General features: G+C 42.6%; 21 protein-coding genes and 2 pseudogenes. All 23 read right to left on the reverse strand.

Annotated elements, in window-relative coordinates; genetic code table 11:
- Positions 1 to 123: 123 nt before the first annotated feature.
- Positions 124 to 714 carry a molecular chaperone gene (locus tag JL57_RS03845; RefSeq protein ID WP_034140735.1) on the reverse strand — a complete coding sequence of 197 codons (591 nt, stop codon included), beginning with the start codon at positions 712 to 714 and terminating at the stop codon, positions 124 to 126.
- 233 nt (positions 715 to 947) lie between these two features.
- Positions 948 to 1,640 (reverse strand): 4Fe-4S dicluster domain-containing protein, encoded by a 693-nt coding sequence (locus JL57_RS03850; RefSeq protein ID WP_291299674.1) that lies wholly within the window; start codon positions 1,638 to 1,640, stop codon positions 948 to 950.
- A gap of 26 nt (positions 1,641 to 1,666) precedes the next feature.
- Positions 1,667 to 4,198 carry a molybdopterin-dependent oxidoreductase gene (locus JL57_RS03855; protein WP_034140737.1) on the reverse strand — a complete coding sequence of 844 codons (2,532 nt, stop codon included), beginning with the start codon at positions 4,196 to 4,198 and terminating at the stop codon, positions 1,667 to 1,669.
- A gap of 79 nt (positions 4,199 to 4,277) precedes the next feature.
- Positions 4,278 to 5,192 carry an NrfD/PsrC family molybdoenzyme membrane anchor subunit gene (gene nrfD / locus JL57_RS03860; RefSeq protein ID WP_034140738.1) on the reverse strand — a complete coding sequence of 305 codons (915 nt, stop codon included), beginning with the start codon at positions 5,190 to 5,192 and terminating at the stop codon, positions 4,278 to 4,280.
- A 234-nt stretch (positions 5,193 to 5,426) separates the two neighbouring features.
- A complete protein-coding gene (locus JL57_RS03865; RefSeq protein WP_034140739.1) occupies positions 5,427 to 6,074 on the reverse strand; it encodes a response regulator transcription factor in 648 nt (215 codons plus the stop codon).
- Positions 6,071 to 7,561, reverse strand: a complete 1,491-nt coding sequence (locus tag JL57_RS03870; protein ID WP_034140740.1) for an ATP-binding protein — start codon at positions 7,559 to 7,561, stop codon at positions 6,071 to 6,073. Before JL57_RS03870 ends, JL57_RS03865 begins: the two co-directional genes overlap by 4 nt.
- Positions 7,562 to 8,530, reverse strand: a complete 969-nt coding sequence (gene phnD, locus JL57_RS03875) for a phosphate/phosphite/phosphonate ABC transporter substrate-binding protein (RefSeq protein WP_034140741.1) — start codon at positions 8,528 to 8,530, stop codon at positions 7,562 to 7,564.
- Positions 8,531 to 8,562: 32 nt separating this feature from the next.
- Positions 8,563 to 9,093, reverse strand: coding sequence for a DUF2179 domain-containing protein (locus tag JL57_RS03880; protein ID WP_034140742.1), 531 nt, complete (start codon positions 9,091 to 9,093; stop codon positions 8,563 to 8,565).
- 373 nt (positions 9,094 to 9,466) lie between these two features.
- A complete protein-coding gene (locus JL57_RS03885) occupies positions 9,467 to 9,772 on the reverse strand; it encodes a type II toxin-antitoxin system RelE/ParE family toxin (protein WP_034140743.1) in 306 nt (101 codons plus the stop codon).
- The gene (locus tag JL57_RS03890) at positions 9,753 to 10,028 is read right to left on the reverse strand and encodes a type II toxin-antitoxin system Phd/YefM family antitoxin (protein ID WP_034140744.1); all 276 of its coding nucleotides are present in this window, start codon (positions 10,026 to 10,028) and stop codon (positions 9,753 to 9,755) included. The genes JL57_RS03885 and JL57_RS03890 overlap by 20 nt, the downstream gene beginning before the upstream one ends.
- 175 nt (positions 10,029 to 10,203) lie before the next feature.
- Positions 10,204 to 10,896, reverse strand: coding sequence for a cytochrome c biogenesis CcdA family protein (locus tag JL57_RS03895; protein WP_034140745.1), 693 nt, complete (start codon positions 10,894 to 10,896; stop codon positions 10,204 to 10,206).
- A complete protein-coding gene (locus tag JL57_RS03900; RefSeq protein WP_034140746.1) occupies positions 10,893 to 11,417 on the reverse strand; it encodes a co-chaperone YbbN in 525 nt (174 codons plus the stop codon). The genes JL57_RS03895 and JL57_RS03900 overlap by 4 nt, the downstream gene beginning before the upstream one ends.
- Before the next feature lie 305 nt (positions 11,418 to 11,722).
- Positions 11,723 to 12,796 (reverse strand): ACR3 family arsenite efflux transporter, encoded by a 1,074-nt coding sequence (gene arsB, locus JL57_RS03905; protein ID WP_034140747.1) that lies wholly within the window; start codon positions 12,794 to 12,796, stop codon positions 11,723 to 11,725.
- A gap of 52 nt (positions 12,797 to 12,848) precedes the next feature.
- Positions 12,849 to 13,175: a helix-turn-helix transcriptional regulator gene (locus JL57_RS03910; protein WP_034140748.1), complete on the reverse strand. Its 327-nt coding sequence runs from the start codon at positions 13,173 to 13,175 to the stop codon at positions 12,849 to 12,851.
- 45 nt (positions 13,176 to 13,220) lie between these two features.
- Positions 13,221 to 13,943 carry an ArsA-related P-loop ATPase gene (locus JL57_RS03915; protein ID WP_291299675.1) on the reverse strand — a complete coding sequence of 241 codons (723 nt, stop codon included), beginning with the start codon at positions 13,941 to 13,943 and terminating at the stop codon, positions 13,221 to 13,223.
- Between the two features lie 20 nt (positions 13,944 to 13,963).
- A pseudogene (locus JL57_RS33425) lies at positions 13,964 to 14,071 on the reverse strand (arsenic metallochaperone ArsD family protein); the annotation flags it as partial.
- Positions 14,072 to 14,144: 73 nt separating this feature from the next.
- Positions 14,145 to 14,861 (reverse strand): metallophosphoesterase, encoded by a 717-nt coding sequence (locus JL57_RS03920; protein ID WP_034140750.1) that lies wholly within the window; start codon positions 14,859 to 14,861, stop codon positions 14,145 to 14,147.
- A gap of 287 nt (positions 14,862 to 15,148) precedes the next feature.
- Positions 15,149 to 15,796 (reverse strand): hypothetical protein, encoded by a 648-nt coding sequence (locus tag JL57_RS03925; protein WP_034140751.1) that lies wholly within the window; start codon positions 15,794 to 15,796, stop codon positions 15,149 to 15,151.
- A gap of 70 nt (positions 15,797 to 15,866) precedes the next feature.
- Positions 15,867 to 16,718 carry a PaaX family transcriptional regulator C-terminal domain-containing protein gene (locus JL57_RS03930; RefSeq protein WP_034140752.1) on the reverse strand — a complete coding sequence of 284 codons (852 nt, stop codon included), beginning with the start codon at positions 16,716 to 16,718 and terminating at the stop codon, positions 15,867 to 15,869.
- Positions 16,719 to 17,138: 420 nt separating this feature from the next.
- Positions 17,139 to 17,384, reverse strand: a complete 246-nt coding sequence (locus tag JL57_RS03935) for a hypothetical protein (protein ID WP_291299676.1) — start codon at positions 17,382 to 17,384, stop codon at positions 17,139 to 17,141.
- Positions 17,385 to 17,493: 109 nt separating this feature from the next.
- A complete protein-coding gene (locus JL57_RS33430) occupies positions 17,494 to 17,661 on the reverse strand; it encodes a hypothetical protein (protein ID WP_291299677.1) in 168 nt (55 codons plus the stop codon).
- A gap of 201 nt (positions 17,662 to 17,862) precedes the next feature.
- Positions 17,863 to 18,504: an ABC transporter permease gene (locus JL57_RS03940; RefSeq protein ID WP_291299678.1), complete on the reverse strand. Its 642-nt coding sequence runs from the start codon at positions 18,502 to 18,504 to the stop codon at positions 17,863 to 17,865.
- Between the two features lie 222 nt (positions 18,505 to 18,726).
- Positions 18,727 to 18,985, reverse strand: a pseudogene (locus tag JL57_RS03945) (hypothetical protein); the annotation flags it as partial.

An 18,985-nucleotide genomic window follows, 5' to 3' on the forward strand; every position in this document is an offset into this window, starting at 1 on the left:
ACGTTGAACAATACTAACCTACTTTTCACTCAGAGATTCGGCACAGGAGGAGATAAAAAGATTGCTGGCATCACGCTCAATAAAATGCATGAGTTGCCAGCAATCCGACTATCACCTGTCACACTACTTTTGAATTATCTCAAGAGTCAAATGTGCAAGATTCTTGTAAAATATATTCTTGGCATGTTCATTGATTCGACTTGTAAAATCTCTACTCCACTTACCAAGGTATTTATTGAGGAACGTTTCCATCTGTACTAGCCATTGTTCATCCTCGGTCTCGAGGTATTTGCCAATAAGATAGTATATAAATTCTAGCTCAGTCACAATATAGTCTGGGGGTTGTTTAAAGTCGGCTGCTAAATTAAGGCCCGCTTGGCGGTAAAACTGTAAGACCTCCATAGTAGAGTCCCCCATGACTTGACGTTGGCCGTCTAAATATATCGAACCATAAGGAGGAGCCAAGAGGTCGAAGGGGCCAATAAATAATCTCGTATGATCTACCGTTAATTCTTCAAGCTTTGCTTCGCTATCAGACAGGGTTTTCATTTCTAATACAAGGGGAATTAATTCAGGCCTTAGGCTCTGGAGAGTTTGCTCTAAATGGGTAAGCACCTCTTCCAGTTCTTCGGTAGGGGAACCATAGAGCAAGGAGAGAAGTTTATAAGCATTTGCTGTTTGGGTTAAATTCTGAGCATCTACGGAAGAGGTCATTGCTAACCCAACCTTTCTATTTTACATTTGAAGAGTTGTGAACTGGGTCAACTAAAGTTGAACATCGACACTTCACTGACGATAGTGTCCGGTGACACTATCGCCGAAGCCGCTAACCCTAAAAGGAACGCTTCGCGGCGAAGGAGGAGTCTCACGATTAGATGAAGCGGGATCGATTTAGAGGAAGAAGGGGGATAGAAGCCTCCCCCTTCTAGTAAAAATGAGAAAAGGGGTTAATAGGAACGAACGTAGTATACCTTAGGTTGTGTGCCGGCATGCAGTTTTAACTGTTTGAAGCTATATTGAGCAATCAACTTATTGACTTCACTATTAGGATCATCAAAGTCCCCAACAATTCGGGCACCTGCAGGGCAAGAATAGACACAGTAAGGCTCTTCCCCTTTAGCTAGACGATGATCACACAAGGTGCATTTTTCTACGATTCCTTTAGGTCTAATCCCAGCATAGGTTGTAGCTCTATCAGGGTTATAGTAAGGGATTTTCTCCCCAACTTCCTTAGCGGTCTCTTGTCCTGATGAGGTTCCTGCCTCAATAAGCATCGCTTTATCTCTCCAGAAACCATGCGGCTCTTTAGCGTTAAAGGAAATTACACCATAAGGACAAGCGAGCATACAACTCTTACAACCGATACATTTGTTAGGATCATTTAGGGTTAAACCTTGGTCATCCTTATGCATAGCTTTTGTAGGACAAGCTTTGACACAAGACGCATTATCACAGTGATTACAAAGGGTGGGTACAAACTCATAATTTACATTAGGGAAAATCCCCGTTGTACGAATTAAGTGGTGAGACCAGAACATATCCCGATCAACGTTATTCTCATTCTTGCAAGATATTTCACAGGCTCCACAGCCAACGCATTTGTGCAAATCAATAACCATTCCCAATCGTGCCAATGTCATTCACCTCCATATTATTAGATTTATTATTATACTTTCTCTATTTTAATTCTTGTAACGCCACCGTGACGGGCCGTACTTCCACTCAATCTCTCAAAGTCGGCAGGGAGAATCTCATTGTTATTTCCGCCCCGCGGGGTACGCTTAGCGTAATCCAGGGCGGCGATTTTACCATAGGCCCAGTGGCCTTGGCCATAACACTTACCAACAGTTCCGGGTCTTACCCCTTCCCAAAGCTTAGCGGTACAAGTGATGCTGCCAGTCGGGGAAGTAATGCGGATGTTATCTCCGGTTTTGATACCGAGTTTTGCTCCATCGGTAGGATTAATTTTAGCTACGTCACCCCAAGCTTCATCCCCTGGATCGACATCCTTAAACTCTTGATACCAGAGAGTGTTCGCTGAACGACCTTCTCGGTTAAGTCTTGAACGATGCTCAAAGAAGACGAAGGGATATTCAGCACTCTCTCCCCAACGGAAAGGCTCCTCGTAGTGAGGGACAAAGGCTTGTTCCCCGCGGGCGAGGTATTTTGTGGCTTCCATAATATCGTCGACATTGGTCTTATGCTTTTCGGCATGGCCTTCAAGGGCTTTCTTAAGAGTTTCACTGTAAAATTCAAACTTTTTCGAGACAGTGCCAAAATCTTTCCAGGTTCCCTTATAGGAATACACTGCAGAATTCCAAACCCCTTTATCTACGAATTCCTGCCAGCCTTTAAGGGTATCCCCTTTTTTCTCTTTGCTCGGATCCCACAAATTTTGGGTAAACTTTTTAACGGCATACATGTTAAATTCCATTGAGGTCGTGGGAGCCTTACCTGTTTCAGGATCTTTAAACTCATTTTTAAAGTAATCTAAGAGGTTTGGAAATCCTTTTTTGGCCATTGATTCCGCAATCATCCAGGGAATTTCACTTTCGTCAATTTTTACGTCCCAAATTGGTTCGACAACCCGCTGTTGGATCGAGGCATAAGCTACTTTATTGGCTTTACTTTTCGTGAACGCCCATTTTTCAAAGGCACTCATAGCTGCAGGGAGCACAATATCGGCATACTGGGTCATCTCAGCTGGGTTCGTTGTAACGTGGGCATAAAATGGCAGTTGTTCTAGGGCTTGTTCCCAGCGTTGGGCACCAGAACAAGAAAACGCGAAGTTATTGAAGTAGCCAATGGACATTTTTACTTCGTAAGGGTCTTTAGCGAGCATGGCGTCCGCTAGACGGTTCGTAACAACTCCACCACCCGTTTTTCCGCTTTTTAAAGCCGGAAATTCCTTAGTACCGCGTTGGTCAATTTTCTTGTTTTTTGTTCCCTTTTTAGCAATATCATCGAGGTAATTCTCATAGCTCGGAATCGTTCCAGACGGGACTTTGGAAGCTCTTAAGGTGCCGCCTACATTGTCAACTGAGCCAACTAAGCCGTTCAGAGCATGGGTTGCCATAGCGACATAACCACCGCGCACTTGCATGGAGGCACCGGGGGATAGCCATGAAATAGCATGAGGAGCGGCCTTGCCAAAGGCTCTGGCAACTCTGATGATTTGATCCGCGGGGACTCCAGCTCGTTCAGCTGCCCACTCAGGAGTGCGATCTTTTAACTCTAGGTTCCACCATTTAACGACTCCATTAGTATAGTTTTCAGTAAAGGTCTCCTCAGGAACGGTTTCTCCTTTTTTAAAGAGGTTAATTCCTTCTATGAAATCTCCGACAAATTCCTTATTCCATAACCCCTCGACGAGAAGGACATGAGCGATGGCGACAGCTAAGGCGCCATCTTCACCAGGAATGACCGGCATCCATTCATCAGACTTGGCTGCTGTTGCCGAAAGGCGGGGATCAATAGAGACAACAGTTGCTTGGTCTAAAACCTTACCCCACATACTGATGGCATGAGGAACTTGGCGATTCGAGGCTATTGGGTCAGCCCCCCAGAGGAGGACACAACGGGTTTCATCAAGATCGTAATCCCGATAATCCCAGTACGCTTCTGTGTAATAGGGTCCAAATTTTTCTGCTTCCGCACAAATAGCACTATGGGAAATACCATTCGGAGAGCCAAAAACTTTAGTAGTGGCATCATAGATAATATCTGCCAAACCGGAGTATCGTCCACGCATGAGCACGTATTTTTCAGGCTCATTATTCTTGCGGAGCTCCATCATCTTATCGGTGATGGTGTCTATTGCTTCTTCCCAAGAGATAGGAACAAACTTAGGGTCTTCATTACGGCCTTTTTTAGGATTTGTCCGTTTCATGGGAACTTTGACTCTATCTGGGTCATAGAGCTGTTGAATGGCGATGTGCGCCCTGGGACATACTTTGCCATGGCTAGCCTTACTATTTGGGTTTCCTTGGACTTTGATGACACGCCCATCAACGACATAGGCTTGGATTGCACACCAGGTTGTACACCCTTGACAAGTTGTACTTAACCATTTTCCCTCAACGGATGCTGATGTATTTTCACCTTCAGCCAAAGCTTGGAGAGCAGGGAAGCCTGCTCCTGCAACAAGAAGCCCTGTCGCTGCTGAAGCCTGCAGAAATCCTCTGCGTGTGATTTTCATGAATTCCACCTCACTTATATTTCTTGACAAACGGGGAGAAGTATTTCGAACTACAATCTTTTGGATGAATGCTAAAGTTCTAGAACGGAATAGGAAGATTAATTTGACCTGCTAAAAGAACAATATGCTTAAACGTAAATCCTCCGACAATGACGAGAGCAGAAAGAGTCAGTGCCATTCCCTTTGTCATTTCAGCTGTTCTGTCTTTGATAAGGGAATAGAGACTACCCAAGAGAGGAAGGGCCAGCCCACCAATAAGGACTAAACCAGTCCAAAGCCCACCGTATTGATCCATCATGCCGTTTGACGCAGTAACCGTTTCCAGCCCCCCACGACTGAGGGAGACTTGCCAGCCCAGTACGAGAATCAGTTGGAGAGCACTTAAGACGCTAAATAAAACGGTGAAATTTAAGCCTTTAGTTTCGGATGCAGAAGCTACTTCGCTGCGAACCTTCTGGGATACTCCGAAGGAAATACCCAATTCTTTAATAAGTAGAAGGAGTGCAGTTCCTCCTAAGAAAGACGATACAAGGAATAAAGCCGTCACCATGCCACCGACCCAGAGCGGGCGACCAAGAGAAGCGAGTAAGAGTCCATGATATACCCCAACCAAGAGGGCAAATATCGTTCCGAATCCTAGAACTGCTCTGAATAAAGATCCTGAAGTTGTATTTTTGAAGTGAAGCCAGGCGTAGATTAATGAGAGTAGGATAAAGATCGTTTGGAAAAGGCCTCCCCAAGATGTGACCGATTGGGGATTGAAGTTATAGAGGGTTGTAATAAAGCGTTCGGGGCGACCAAGTTCGCTCAAGAGGAAAAGAATCCCTCCTCCAACCAATACCGGAGCCAGATAAGCCCCCATTGCTGCGAGTTTGCGATAACGGTTTTTGTCATAGACCGTGAGCAGGACAGAGAGAAGGAAGATTCCCACTCCCAACCCTCCGAGGAACAGATCCAAAGTTACACGAATGTCCCATGGAGCATGCCATTCCATACATTTACCTCCTTTAATTTGATACGTTTTGCTTTGTACTTACTTTCATTATTACATAGAATGATTTATGTAAAAATCAGTAAAAACCCTAAAAATCTATCAGGGTTTTTGCGAAGGTGGAGATGAAAAACCCCAATACCTATTTTAAGCAACTGATCGCTTAAAGGGATTGGGGGGATCTTTCCAATCTATATTTTCAAACACTAACCGCATTTAATGTATTGAGCTTTCTCCTCAAATATAGCCTTCTTGCATAGCATAGCGAACGAGTTCCGAACGTCTTTCGCACCCGGTCTTTTCCATAATTCGCGCCTTATGGGTTTCGACTGTTTTTATGCTGACAGATAATTTTTCTCCAATCTCCTTATTGGTATGCCCTAGGGCAACTAACTTTAAAACCTCTGTCTCGCGACCGGTCAAATTAATACTCTTTTTAGAGTCTTCTCTGGTTTCCGGATGGTAGATGGACTGAATAAGCATGTTCGCCATCGCCGGGTGAAGAAATATCTCTTTCCTGGCCACTGCACGCACTGCCTCTAAAAGTTCAGAATCTGCAGCTTTTTTCAAAACATATCCACTGGCACCTGCCTGCATGGCCTGCTGAAGATACTCTTCTGCCTCGTGCATGGTCAACATGAGAATTCCGACGTCTGGGTTTAATTGTTTAATCCGGGCAATGGCCTCTATTCCATTCATACCTGGCATTGAAATGTCCAAAATGACCACATCAGGCTGGTGTAATTGTACCTTTTCCAAGGCCTCTTCTCCGCACACTGCTTCTCCAACCACCACCATATCCTCCTGAGAATTAAAAAACATTCTTAACCCGGTGCGCAAGATCGTATGGTCATCGACCAGCAACACTCGTGTCTGTTCGCTCATGCTTTTCCCCCCCTTTCTAGCGGCAACCTGACATAAAGCGTAGTCCCCCTACCCGGTTCGGATTCAATCTCGAAGGTTCCGCCAAACAGTGCTGACCGTTCTTCCATACCGGCAAGCCCTAGATTTTGACGTCCCTGGTTTCTTTCACTTATAACCTGCTCTACGTTAAATCCTACTCCATCATCTTCAATAATCAAATTCACACTTTCGGGGCGAATCTCCAAAACGATACTTACGTTACGAGCCTTGGCGTATTTGGCTACATTTGTCAGGGCTTCTTGCACAATTCGGTACAGAATCGTCTCTACTTCACTTGGTAAGCGTTCCATCACTTGATTATGAACTTCAAGATCTACCACCATGCTGTCCTGTTTGCGTTTGTATTCAGTGACATAACGTTCCAGAGCCGCAATCAAACCCATATCGTCTAATACCGTAGGGCGCAGTTCAACTGCTAGGCGATGTACATCTTCTAAGGTCAAGTAGGCAACTCTTCTCAAGTCTTCCGCCATCCCTCTTGTTTGTTCCAAGTCACTTTCCTGACTTAGAAGTTTCAGCCCAATGATCAAGGACGTCAAACTTTGACCCGTCTCATCATGAAGTTCGCGGGCTATTCGCTTTCTCTCCTCTTCCTGCGCCGTAATCACTTTATTTAGTAATTGTTGGCGAATTTGTTCTTTGTCCATTAGCTCTGCCAATAAGGCTTCTCTTTCTTGAGTATATCGTTCCAAACTCTTCGCCATTCCATTAAACGAACGACCGAGCTGTCCGATCTCATCCTCCCCCCCAATGCTCACTCGTTGGCTTAAATCTCCTTCAGCAACGGCTATGCTCGCATCCACCAAGCGCTTTATAGGTCTCGTCAAAAGATGAGACATGATAAAGCCACCGAACAAACCTAAGATAGTAATTCCAATAGTTGTGACCATCAGCTTTATTGAGAGAGCATTAATGGTTCGATTCATATTGGCTTCAGACATACCGATACGTACCCAACCTGTATTTTTCCCCAGTGGGACTAGGACATCAAGGATAACACCCTCCTCGGAATCGACTTCTATTACATTCGCTCCGGTAGAGTCTTTCTCAAGTTGACGTAATTCCAGCAAACCCACTGGAATCCCTTGTCCGAAGTTATGCGCAACCAATTGTCCCTTCTCATCTAAAATAAGAACATAGCGAACATCTTCATTATGCAATGCAACCGCTTTTGTCTTCTCATAAAGGCCGATTAAATCCCCCACGAGTATCAGATCCATGCTTTCAGCAGCTACTTCGTTCCCAATCGTAACCGCTCGTTTCCTTATTTGATCATCTAATATTTCGGTCATATTAGACCGCATATCAATAATAACAGTTAAGCCTAATAAGCATATAAATACTCCAACAATCCCCATAATTTTGACGGAAAGAGGGACCGCCTCTTGGATTTTTTGAAGTGTTCGAGAAGTCAAATACTCAGTAATTCTTTTCGTCTTTTTAATCATTTAAGTTAAACCCACTTCTTGTGCCATTACCTGTATTTTTTCATAGATTCCTTGGTCTGGATGAACAAAACGATCAAAATGCAAAAGTTCCATGGCTTTTCGCCCCTGTTCATTCATATGCATGGTCAGCAAAATGTTTTTCAAAGTGGCAGTAAGCTCTGGATCAGCCTTATGCGAAACAACAACCGGAGGGTTCCCCATCGCTTCTGATTGATCAATCACTTTAATCTTTCCCACGATGCTTGCATCACGTGCTACCGTCAGGTCATAAATCAAGCTGTCCACAGCGGCTCCATCAACAATGCCTTCAGCCACCGCTCGAATCGACTTATCATGACTATACGTAAAAATCGTCTGCCCAAAAAAATCATCAGGTTGATATCCCTTTCTTTTTAGCATCACTTGAGGTGCAATACGACCTGAAAACGATAAAGGGTCCATATAAGCGAAGGATTTTCCTTTCAAGTCTATAAGCGACGATGCTTTGGACGATGAAGGAGCGACGATATAGGAACTATACGTAGTAGACCCCGCAATTTGGGGAGTAACGAGAATTTGTTTGATTTGATTAGCCCCGCTGTCCCCCATTAGAGCCCCTGAACAGATGAACCCTAATTGAACTTCCCCAGCTTCGATCAGACGATTTGTCTCAGTGTAATTTTGCCTTTGAACCATCTTAACCTTCATATTGACACGCTCTCCGATGATATTAAGCAAATCTCCATAAAGATTAACATTTTCCATAGGCGAGATGACAGAAGCCACCGCAATATTTAACACAGGCTTTCCCTCCAATTCAGGTTCCTGTTTCGGAGGAGTCTGTAGTTGAGAAAGCTGAATTTTAGGACGTTCTTGGTTAGTCTTGAAGTTCCAGAATCCCGAGGCCGCTGTTCCTAGAATTCCTAGCTGAACAATACCTAAAGCACCCATCCAAATTACTTCTCGACGTGTAAAATCATTTTTGGACATTACTTTCCCTCCGTTCAGCAATTGCTTATTTATTAAAAAGACTTGGGCATTCGTTTAATCCAAAATCCGCCCTTGAAATTTTTGGGTTCATAAGAGACAACAAACGCTTTAGGACAGAGCTTATCGAGGATGTCAATTAGCTGGCGCTCATTACTCCTCTTGGCCAAAACCTGCATCATGAGCCGTGGACCATCCTTGCCATCAGCTAACCAGGAAGTGACACCATAACCATACTCCCGTAGTTTGGACGGTATTTCTGTTTCAACACAATCCACAGTCACTTGAACCGTGACATAACCCAAGGCAATATACTCCTCGATTCGACTGCCGATATACACCCCTAAACCATAACCGATACAATAAGCTGCTAGATTCCAATAATTATCAAGGTTTTTCAGAACAATCCTTAACCCCATCATATAGACAAAAATCTCAACTACGGAAAGAATGGATGCTAAAATTCTCTGCCCTTTTATGACGAAAATCATACGCAAAGTGCACATAGATACGTAGACAACGTTAATTCCAATGATGATTAGAATAAGTTTCATTATATCCTCCATTTTAGCTGCTTGATTTACTTCCTATATTCTACCTTTTTAATTTCATATTGTCACCGAATAGATCTGATTTCTATAATCCAACTTTTGGGATTAGACTTATTTCCTGTATACACCTAATTCTGTCCGATAAGGAAACCGACATAAAAACTCCCTCCAGTGAGGAAAGCGATGGCGGGAAACATTTTTCTCATTGTCTCATCCTTATTATTATGAGTGCTTGAGCCATGCGTGGCGCACGACTCGGAGGCAGGTGAATATCTTCACACCTGCCTCCGAGTCGCGCAGTCTCTCCCGCATATAGCGGGAGAAATCCTAAACCTACTTCTCTTTATCCCTACATAAAAAGGTGGGGACCCGTACTATTTGCGTTCCACTAAAGTAAAAACTTATAGTCTCTTTTTCCGCTAATAATACGCCGGATTTCTACCACCTCATTATTCAGCAAAACGTAAAACATTAAGAAACTATCAACTATTAAAATACGATATCCTTGCCGTGTTAGTCTTCGATTTTTCGGTGTTGTGCCAGTCAGAGGAAAATCCTCAAGCATCAAAATGCTCTGTTCGATATTTTCAGCCAATTTAAGTGCGGCGGCAGGATTGTCACTAGCAATATAATCAACAATTTCGGCCAGATCCTGTTCTGCCGCTTCGGTGATACTAATTAGATGCTTTGGCATGGATGCGGCTCCTTATGTCTACCATAACATCGCGGAACGGGCGTCGTTTTCCGGAACGACTTTGTTCTTCGGCCTCGTCCAGCTTTTCATAAAGGTCTAATAGGGCTTGCTGTTCCTCAAAAAGCTGCTGACTCATGATGACTAAATGCCCGTTGCCGTTCTTGGTGATAAAAACAGGTATATGCTCATTTATACAAATTTCCTCAATCTCAGGGGTCTTGTTCCTCAAATCTGAAACAGGACGAATTACTGGCATATCGCTCACCTCACCTCTAATACTATATCATTATTATATCACTATTTTGACAAAATAAAATGACTTTTACAATTTAAGAAGGGGGAGTCCTTCGTCTCGTCGAAGGACTCCCCCTTCTCTTTTGGTACTAACCCTGACCATTTTTTCCAAACCTTTTGGGTTTAGACTTTTGTCTCTAAAATCCTAAATAGAACATATAAAATGCTATAAGCAGAATTACACTGCCCATGACAATTCTCAAAACCTTGCTGAAGGTGCCATATTTATTGTTTGATGTCATATTCTTTACAAAACCCATCGAGGTTCCTGCTACAAGCACTAATGCACTATGCCCTACTGAATAGAGCAATAACAGAATAATTCCCCATAACAGGCTGCCTTTTTCTGCTACAACAGCAAGAAGTGTAATCAGTACAGGAGTTGCACAGGGGGATGAAAACACACCACCTAATATTCCTGCTATAAATGCTCCGATGTACCCTCTTCTTGTGTTCTTGGCAATGAGAGAGGTTGATGGGATGAAATCGTAAATCTCCCAGGTTTGCAAGGCCATTAACACCATCAGTACACCCAGCAAAAGATACCACCATGAAGAGGATGTTCCCATTAGTTTACCGACAAGTGATGATACTGTTCCTAAGATGGTAAAGGTTACGGCTGAGCCTGCCGCAAAGGTAAGAGAAAGCCGAAAAGCCTTTTTAGGGTCATTGTTTCCCGTGCCGCCTACATAGCCTATGACAAGTGGAACACTTGATAAGGAGCAAGGTGTTATAGAAGTTAACACTCCAGCAAGCAAAGCAAGCAATGGAGCTACCCACATACTTTGCGAGATAAGTGTCGAAAGAATATCAAGCCATTCAGTAATCATTCCACACCCATCTCCTTTAGTACAGCTCGGAGTTGTTCTTCTGTCAGACCTCCTTGATGTGCAGTATAAACATGTTGATTAGTATCACGCGTAGAATACAACATCATTTGCATAGCTTCTGCATCTCGAGGCACAAATGGATTGCCCTCTTTATCAAAGAAGAACTGCGTTGGGATTACCTGTACAGGAAAATCAGCTGCTGCACTTTGATTTTTCCAGACATCAACGAACTTCACAACGGCTTTGCCCTGCATCTCCTTGTTAAATTCCTTGAGGACAGGCGCCATTTCTTTACAAGGAATACAAGAATCTGCGCCAAAATCAATCACAATAGGTAAACCATAAGATTTTAGCTGTTCAAGGTCTATGGCAGTAGCTTCAAGCGCGAAGTCACCAGTGTTATCTGCCATAAGCTTTTCCTGATTACTTTTTAGGATAAAAATCCCTAATATTACTACTATGATGAGCATAGGAACCATGATTTTAATGACTGATTTAGGTTTTTTCTCTTTATTATTCATTAAGCTTTCCAACCTCCCACGCCGTTACGCTAACTCTTTGAGCCATTTTACTTCCAAGTATTTGCTTCATCTTTTGTATGTTCAATCTATTAGGATCGACTTGAATTGATTGCATTTTCCAAATACTTATTTTTTATAGTTTTTACTTTATATTAATATTTATATATATTATAATTTTATAATAATACATTAATGTTTGTCAATTTTTTCTATGTCAAACCCACCCATCCCCAAAAGCAAGAGCCTTTCACACAATGGTGAAAGACTCTTAGAAATTTACAATATTTATGGGTGAAATGGAGATGCTATGCTTTTATCGGCACTCCCTCTTTGTTAAAATACTTCTTCCCGAAGGACAAACTAACATTAACTAAGGCGATCATGACAGGCACTTCGATGAGCGGGCCGATGACTGCCGCGAACGCAGCTCCGGAGTTAATTCCAAACACCGCGACAGCAACAGCAATGGCCAGTTCAAAGTTATTGCTCGCTGCCGTAAAAGCTAAGGTGATCGTTTGACCATAGGGAAGTCCTTGTCGCCAAGCCATATAGAAAGAGACAAAATACATAACTGTGAAGTAAATCAACAGAGGTATCGCAATTCTTACAACATCCAACGGTACGGAAACAATAGTCTGGCCTTTGAGCGAGAACATAATAATAATTGTAAAGAGCAAGGCAATTAGCGCGAGTGGGCTAATCTTAGGAATAAATTTTTTCTCGTACCACTCTTTTCCTTTCATAGGTAAAAGTATTAAGCGCGTAAGCATCCCCGCAAAAAAAGGAATTCCTAAATAAATAAGCACACTTTGGGCAATCTCCCAAATGCTGATGTCAACTTTAATGCTCATTAGACCGAGCCAGCCAGGTAGGACGGTCAGAAAGATGTAGGCATAGATTGAATAGAAGATAACCTGAAAAACAGAATTCAGCGCAACCAAGGCTGCAGCATACTCTGAGTCTCCTTTAGCCAGACTGTTCCAGAGAATGACCATGGCAATACAACGGGCTAGACCAATCATAATCAGTCCGGCCATATACTCTGGATAATTATGCAAGAAGATTACAGCGAGACCAAACATTAAAACAGGCCCAATAATCCAGTTTTGAATTAAAGATAAGGTCATGACTTTGCCATTTCTAAAGACACGTCCGATTTCCTCATATTTAACTTTTGCTAGAGGTGGATACATCATTACGATTAAACCCACGGCAATCAGAATATTAGTCGTCCCCATCTGAAATTGGTTAATAAAATCAGAGGTACCAGGGAATACAAACCCTATTCCAACACCCACTGCCATTGCTAAAAAAATCCACAAAGTCAAATAGCGGTCAAGTGTTGATAACTTACGACTTACTGACAATTCGACACTCATGCTTTATCAACTCCTTATATTGTTATCTAAATAGTTATACCCAGACCCATTCTTAAGTTTTGCATCCTTGGACATGCGTCAGCCGTTCCTCGTCTTCCTCAACCTTGGGAAACATAGGCAAAATCAAACCTATCAGTGGATTTCTCATATTCAATGAATAATAAGTCCATTGTCCTCCGCGACGTTCATTCACAAATCCCGTTTGACGAAGACGCCTCATATGTTGGGACACCCCTGGCTGGCTTATTTCAAATACTTCTGTTAAATCGCAGACACACAACTCTCGTCCCTGAAGTAATAATAAGATCCTCAAACGCGTTTTATCCCCTAGTACTTTAAATCCTTCAACCATTTCCTCAAGACGCGGTGTAGTGCTCAAGAGCTTGTTACCTCCTATCTGCAAATTATAGCAGTTCTTATGGCACTATATGCTTATATATACAAGGACACAATTCTCAGCTAATTCATTTTTTACTTTAAGGATCCAAGGATATTCCGAAGTTGCCCGACCTTTTAAGATCGGATCGCTCGTCTGAACAGTAGAGAAACTTTGGTTAATGACCCACCACTTAGGGGAAATCCCGGCTCGGCGTAAATCATTTTGTAAACGATTGGCTTCCAGTACTGGTGTCGCCTCAGCGAGCGTTATAAGCGCTACCGTTGTTTCCTCAGGATTCCTCAGCCGAGGCAACAGCTTCTTCACGGCTTCCGAAGTATCGCTCGTTGTGCGTTCCAGTTCTTTATGATAGGCTTTTGCGGCATCCAACAACAGCAGGGTATGTCCTGTAGGTGCCGTATCAATAACGACAAATTGATTTTCCGCTTTTGCCACCACATTGGCGAACGCTCTAAATACCGCAATCTCTTCCGTACACGGTGATTTCATATCTTCTTCCAGATACGCCAAGCCATCAGCATCCAGTGTCGACCCTACTTGCTGGATCACCTCTTGACGGTAGGCTTCAATTTCTTTTTTGGGGTCAATTCGACTGACGGTTAATCGGTCATTAATCTGCTCAAGTCCAAAAACTAACGATAAATGGGCGGCTGGATCGGTCGTCGTTAAATGGACGTCATGCCCACGTGCTGCTAAACCTACGGCAATGGCGGAGGCAATCGTTGTTTTCCCGACACCGCCTTTCCCCATCGTTAAGACGACCCCTTTGTTCTTTTGCGCCAAAGTGTCAATGAGCGAACAAGCTTAGGATCGACACTTGGACCACATACTCCTGACGAACAGCACATGGCTGGATCAAAAATTTCAATGGTTTTCATGGTTTGTCACTCCTCATTTATCGTCTATGCTACCCAAAAGACTTCTTTCCTAAGAGCCAAACTATATTAACCCTCAATATTTTCCCGTCCGGATTATTTCGGCAAACTCATTAGGTAACTCAGAGGCCTCAATTGCAGTAGCCGTTGCCTCATAATCATAGGGTACTTTTCGAAAATCAACCGTTACGTCTCTTGCAAACGAGATAAGTGCATAGATCGCTTGAGGGTCCCCATGCTTTGGTTTTCCAACGCTGCCTACGTTTATAAGCAATTTATCCTTCAAGACCATGGTAAAAGGCAGATGGGTATGACCACAGATAAGAATGTTGGTGTCAGCAAGAGCCATAAGCTCGTTGGCATAATCCTCAGAAATCTCTTCAGTAACATATTCATTTAGCCGATTTGGGCTGCCATGGACTAAAAGCAATCGTTTACCTGCGATAGTAACCCGAATTTCTTTGGGGAGATTTCTCAAAAACTCTTTATTGTCCTCAGTAATGTGCCGCTTGGTCCATGCTATAGATTCATGTCCTAAAGCCTCAGCTTCAGCATCCTTATAGTCACAACCGCAGATAAATCGCTGATAACCAATTCCATCGTCATAGTTACCCATGACTGTCGGAATGTTCTTTTCTTTGATTAAATCAACCACTTCATTGGGGAACGGAGCATAGCCTACTAAATCACCAACACAATAAACACTGTCAACTTGTTGTTCTTCAATATCTTTTAGTACAGCCTTAAGAGCAATGACATTGGCGTGAATATCGGATATTATTGCAACCTTCACAGCAAATCCCCTCCTTGTATTAATTAATATGTTATTGCTTATATAAGTATATTATTATATGTTTACGGTAATTTCAACTATAACTTTATTATTTGCTTGAGAATAAGACCTTATGCCTAATTATTCCTACACAGGTTTGCTGCTGGACTTCCATCATCATTCGCGATCAAGGGTATGCTGCATCCACTTCTCTTCGCGTCGCACATTATGATTGATCATTTTAAATAAAAAAAGAGACCTGAATTGGTCTCTATGAAAGGGATTAAATCTTCTCGGTTATAGGCACCTTACTCGGCTGTTCGTGAACATAAAACTGTTTTAGACTTTATTTTCGGACTAGCCACAAAATAAATCCCACTTGCATACAAAGCCAAAATCAACAATGTGATGTCCAAGTATACGCTAAAAACAAACACTCCTATTACTCCATATACAATACCCATTATAATTGTAATTAGATATTGAAACCTATTCACACTAGGCATAATAAGCGTTAATAGCCCTATGGTTGTAAGCAGCGTTGAACAAGGAATAACACCTACAGGAGAAAACACTAAAAGCATTAGTGCATTTTTATCCACAAATTCAGGGTACCATAATCCCATGAAAATGAAGAAAAGAGCAATGGCAATTATCCATTTACTTTCAGCTATTTTAATATTTTCCTTCCTCACAAATAGTTGCACTAATGCAGTTAATGCTAATATGCCGAATGTTACGGCATGAAAAGGGTTGCCGAAAATTAGTGCATTGATTGTTACGGATAAAAATAGAATACTTACCGCCGCTTGAAATATCCATCGTTTTAAGTTTTCTTTGGTTACCACGAATATTGCAAACAGTGCCATTAAAGCCATCATATGCATTGAAAAATTTACCCACAGACTATGATTCGCTAACATTTCAAGATAATTCAATACTCCTTGTGCATTCATAATAGAGACCTCCTCTTAAATTAAAAAATCTTAACCTTTATCCAACTTGGACTTGGACTTGGAATTGTATTTAATCTAACTTCCCCAGATACTTGATCGTTGCTTCTAAAAGAATCCTTCTAAATTCAATCATTAGTTGTGCTGCTTCATCACCAGCCCACGCAGGGTATAATGTTATAGGCAATGTTGCATCATCTGTTGCAATTGATAAAAACTCCCAACCAAGAGCATGTAATAATGGCAATGAGTGTCCTCCCTCTACGAACCATTCTTCCTGATATAGTTTTTTAGTCTCTGCAAGCTTTTCACTAAAGGTCCTTATAAAGTTTTCGTAGGATTTCTCTAGTTCCTTAAGCTTAAAAACATTATCTAGAAAAGAGACCATATCTTGATAAATTGTCATCTCGCCATACAGTTCAACGACTCCGGTGTTGATATGAAATTCAATTAATAACTTTTGAATTTCATCAGTTTGATGGTAAGGGCTAATCCATGTATTGGTACTTAAATTACCAAATCCATTTTGCTGCAATTTCTCTACAATAGTTGTCCTGTGTTCTTTATGCGCTTCACTAAACTCCAAATTCACTAAATACCACTTTTTGTCCCATGGTTTATTTCTTGAAGCGTACCTTTTCCAAAATTGCTGCATTCCTTCATTCCAGGTACTGATAGCCTCCCTACCGTTTGAATCCAAAGTATAAGACACTTCGCTACCATCATTACTATTGATAAGGATGCCTGCTTTTACGGTTCTGGATAGTGACATTCTTGTGGCAGTTTCACTTTTTCCAAAGGTCTCCATAAGTTTAAGCAGACTAGATAGCTTGATCGTGTCCTTATTGTAATGGGTCAAATAGTTATTATAAATAAAAAGCAAAAGACTGGTGGCGCTATCGCTCTTTCGTAAAATAACCTTCATAAAACACCTCCCTCTAACTTATAGTCTATAACATATAATTTTTATATTTTTATTATATGTTATAACGTTATAATATGTCAATTATTTTTTTGATTAATTTACGCAGAATCTGAAATCACTTGTCCCTAGTTTTATCTCAATAGATACTTTATTTCCCCTTCTTAACTTTCACCATTCACATTTGGACAATGCAATTTATTTAAACGGTAGAATTAAGAAGTAGAGACCACTCCAATTCGAGTGGTCTCTACTTCTTAACATTCAATTCTATTCACCACTTATTCCTTTTCTCCTTAACTACCACAAGATTTCAAGCAGCTCATGGACAAACCGTTATTCCCCTACTCCAAAGACAATCTCCACAAGAGGGAGCATTGCCCATGCGATCCATGTCTGTCCGAAAAACCATGTCACACCCATTTACCCACTCACAATCCGTACATGAGGGGTACCCCCGGTCATCACTTTGTAACGATAACGTATATTCCTGCCACCAGACATTCCCATACCACCAGACATACCCATGCCTCCTGAGACGATAGATCCATTCTTCAAAGCTTCTTCTTGAACTTTCAATTGGGCTTGCATAGCATCGCTCCAGGCTTTAATCTGCTCATCTGACATGGGTTGAGCGTTATTGAACGTTGCTCCACCACGCTTCCCCATACCCGGCCCGAAAACCTGACCGTTCGCTAGCGCTTGTTCACTGTATTGTTGGCGAGGTCGATAGAACTTTTCATAGCGTCAGCCTGTTGTGCTTAAACCGCGAGCAATCCTACCTATTTGCCACGTTTACATTTTCGGCCAGAGAAGGATCCGACGTGTCTGTCCAGATGTTTACGACACTTCCGGTCCTAATACTACTAATACTGACATCGTCTACCGTTGGAACTTTTGATATGGCATGGGGATTGACAACAATCCAACATTCCATTTTTTCCACAATACCTCTGATCCCTGATCTCCTCTTATCCTAATTGCTCCGATTGGCAATACTCATATACTCCGCAGAGGTTGGATCTGATTCCTCGGTCCAAATATTAACCACACCGCCAACTTTGATACTGGCAATCGTTCCGTCTTGAACCGTAGCACCATTGCTGCCAGTGCCTTTGATTGTAGTTCAGCTTTAGCGTAAGCGAGTTCACTCATATCTCAGTGCTTCGATAGGATTAGAATCAGCCGCTTTCTTGGCCGGGTAGAATCCGAAAAATATCCCCACAATGCCGGAAAAGGCAAAGGCTATCAAAAGACCTTGCATGGAGCGGACCGTCTCAATCTCCAGGTATTTAAGCAATGGAATCACCACTTCTCCAAGCCCTACTCCCAATAGGCCCCCGAACATACTGATGCCAATGGCTTCAAAGAGAAACTGCCTTAAGACATCTTTTTTCCGCGCCCCGAGTGCACGGCGAGTACCAATTTCTTTCGTCCGCTCACGTACAGAAACAAGCATGACATTCATAATCCCTATCCCACCGACCACTAAGACAATCGTGGCAATCGCAATCAGGAGTACCGACATCGTGCGCGCCGTTTCTTGAGCGGCGCCTACCTTGCTCCCGGCATCCATCACCCTAAAGTCATCCGCCATATTGGGACGGAGCTTGTGGGCTTCGCGCAGAGCTGTTGTAATTTCGTCAAGAGCCGGTTTGACACTGGGTAGATCCTTCGCTTGAACGGTGAGTCTCGGGGTAATCGTTGTCCCTAAGATATAGCTCTGAGCCGTGGTATAAGGTATAAAAACCCCTTCATCAATGTTTGTACTTCGGTAGGCCATTTTCATTAAAATACTTACGCTTGAAGAAGAGCGCTGAATTAACCAGAGCAATCATGACCGGCACTTCAACTTTCCGGTCCATCAAATATACCCCTTATATGGTACATACAACCAACTGATAATTCCTAGCCTTCTCCCCACTGCCCTTCCTCCTGATCGAAATCGCCTCTCGGTACTCTAGCGAGACCGATTTAAAAAAAGCATGAGTAAGGCGGCAACCGGTCCTGTTTAAGTCATTTTAATCGCCGGAGGCCATCGGGTTATGATTTTGGCCATGTTCTCAAGGAAGGATTTGAGCTGCTTGCGCAGTCTCTCCTTCATCTCCTTATCCTTCGTGGTCAGCACGGTCAACAACAGCTTGAGCTGGTCAAAAGAGCGGTGAATATTGCCGCGGTGAAATTCAAACAGAGATTCGGCTTGCCTGGTATAGTATTCGGGATTGGCATTTTCAAATCCGGAGACCGTAAAATTGGGAAACTCGGGAACT

The sequence above is a fragment of the Desulfosporosinus sp. BICA1-9 genome, from assembly GCF_000802135.1.